The organism is Streptomyces sp. NPDC059900, assembly GCF_050270335.1.
Classification (GTDB): Bacteria; Actinomycetota; Actinomycetes; order Streptomycetales; family Streptomycetaceae; genus Streptomyces.
In genome coordinates this window covers 1-2326 of sequence record NZ_JBNNJZ010000471.1, presented here as the reverse complement: position 1 = coordinate 2326, position 2326 = coordinate 1, and the positions used below count along the sequence as shown (strand labels likewise).

Genomic DNA, 2326 nt, shown 5'->3' with positions numbered 1-2326 from the left:
TCCTGGACGGCCGCACGGTCGTGGCCATCGCCCACCGGCTGCACACCGCGCACGACGCGGATGTCATCGCCGTGGTCGAGAACGGCCGCATCAGCGAGCTGGGCAGCCATGACGAGCTGGTGGGGGCGGGGGGTGCCTACGCGGCGCTGTGGCGGTCCTGGCATGGCTAGGCCGCCCGGCGCGGCGAGCGGCAACCGGGCGCTGCTGGAGCGCCTGCTGCTGGGCGAGACGGTGGCGGAACTGCCCGTGCTCCAGGGGCAGTTCCACCAGGTCGTGATCGGTGCGGAGCGGGTGGTGCGCTTCGCCCGCACCGAGGCGGCGGCCGCCCGGCTGCCCCGTCAGGCAGCCGCCCTGCACGTTCTCGCCGGTCTCGACCTCGGCTTCCGCACGCCCGAGCCCCTGCTGGCGGGCGGCGCTGCCGGCACGGACGAGCCGCCGTTCCTGGTGCTCGGCCGGATCCCCGGCGTGCCCCTGGCCGCCGGTGCGCTCAAGCGCCCCGGGGTGGCCGAGTCGGTGGCGGCGCAGTACGCCGCGCTGCTGGCCGCGCTCGCCGATGCGGGCACCGACGCGGACGTGCGGGCGGCCCTGCCGCATGCGCGCGAGGACGAATGGCGGCGGTTCGCGAAGGACGTCCGTACGGACCTGTTCGGCCTGATGTCCGAGGCGGGGCGGCGGCGCGCCGAGCGGGAACTCGCGGCGCTCGACGCCCTTGACCATCTCACCGGGGCGGTGGTGCACCGTGACCTCGGCGGGGAGAACGTGCTGTGGCGGGACGCCGAGGGGTGGCCGCGGCTGAGCGGAGTGGTCGACTGGGACGAGGTCGCGCTCGGCGACCCGGCGGAGGACCTCGCGGCCATCGGCGCCAGCTACGGCCGGGAGCTGATGGACCGGGTGCTCGCACTGGGCGGCCGGCGGGCCGCGGACGACGGGATCGCCGCGCGCGCCGCCGCGCTGCACGGCACCTTCGCCTTGCAGCAGGCGCTGTCCGCCTACCACGACGACGACGGGGCCGAGCTGGCGGACGGCCTTGCGGGGTACAGGTAAGGGCACCCGGCTCACAGGTGAGGGCGCCCGGCCCGCCCGCCCCCCTCAGATGAAGTTCAGCGCGGCCGCGCCGCCCACTCCCCCGAGCAGCATGAACGCCGGCATCAGGACTTTGAGCTCGATCCAGCTGCCCGCCCTGAACCGCATCAGCTTCGGCGGCCCGAGGGGGTACCAGCGCTTGCGGCCGATGGGAATGGGCCACAGGATCGGGCAGCCGGAGACCGTGAGCGCGTCCCCGATGTCGTGCACCAGGGCGCCGAGCACGATCGGCAGCCCCAGCCAGAGGTACTCCTGCCCCGGCGCGGTGAACAGCCAGTCGGCGCCGTTGCCCGGCTTGTCGAGTACTCCGGCCAGGATCCAGGCGCTCGTCGCGGCCAGCAGCCACACCAGGACATCGCTGCTCGACCCGCGCGCGGCCCGCCACAGCAGGCCTTCGATGGCGAGCACCATGTGGATGAAGAGCAGCGCGAGGACCGCCCAGCGGCCGCCGAAGATGGCGAGGGCGGAGGAGCCCGCCCCGATGAGGACCGCCCACAGCCAGGTGTGCGTGAGGGTGCGGTGTCCCCCGGAGCGGCTCGGGTCGCCCGGCTTGCGCGTGGCCTTGTAGACGGCCGCCGAGAGTTTGTCGACGATCTCGCACAAACCACGGGAAATGGGGCCGAAGGCCCGCGAAATGGTCGCCGACTTGTGGTCGAGGTCGGGTGCGAGCGCCGCCCCGGCGCAGATCAAGGCTCCGACGAGGAGAACCGGCCAGGGCATCGTGTGCCCCGCCGCCGCCGCGGCCGCTCCGACGCCGAGCCAGGCCGCCGCCCCCGACAGTGAGTGTGCCGGACCCATCATGGCTGTTCCCCGCCCCATTCCCGTTGTACTGACGTGTACTGACGCTCCGTTGGCGACTCAGCGTAGCGTTCATGATCTTCATACGGGCCGCCGGTTCCCTCATCGGGTGAGAACCGGTTCCCTGATCGGGTGGGAAGAGAGGCAAGATGGGGGTGTGACACTTATTGATCAGCTGCCGCCGGATGCCGACCCCGATGCCCTCTTCGAAGCCTTCTCCTCGTGGGCCGAGGAGACGGGGATCACCCTCTGTCCGGCTCAGGAGGAGGCGCTGATCGAGGTGGTCTCCGGAGCCAACGTGATCTTGTCCACGCCCACCGGCTCCGGAAAGAGCCTGGTCGCAGCTGGTGCGCACTTCACCGCGCTGGCCCAGGACAAGGTCACCTTCTATACGGCTCCGATCAAGGCGCTGGTGTCGGAGAAGTTCTTCGACCTGTGCAAGCTC

Annotated in this window: 3 protein-coding genes; 2 read left to right on the top strand and 1 reads right to left on the bottom strand. The window is 72.1% G+C overall.

Annotation, left to right across the window (positions count from 1 at the left end):
* The first annotated feature begins 162 nt into the window (after nucleotides 1-162).
* Nucleotides 163-1044, top strand: coding sequence for a phosphotransferase family protein (locus ACQKIP_RS36485; RefSeq protein WP_365854454.1), 882 nt, complete (start codon nucleotides 163-165; stop codon nucleotides 1042-1044).
* 45 nt (nucleotides 1045-1089) lie between these two features.
* On the opposite strand, the gene ACQKIP_RS36480 is transcribed toward ACQKIP_RS36485, so the two are convergent.
* Nucleotides 1090-1884 (bottom strand): metal-dependent hydrolase, encoded by a 795-nt coding sequence (locus ACQKIP_RS36480; protein ID WP_365854457.1) that lies wholly within the window; start codon nucleotides 1882-1884, stop codon nucleotides 1090-1092.
* 106 nt (nucleotides 1885-1990) lie between these two features.
* Here ACQKIP_RS36480 and ACQKIP_RS36475 point away from each other — a divergent pair.
* Nucleotides 1991-2326 (top strand): DEAD/DEAH box helicase (locus ACQKIP_RS36475; RefSeq protein WP_427745125.1); only part of this gene is annotated, 336 nt, incomplete at its 3' end.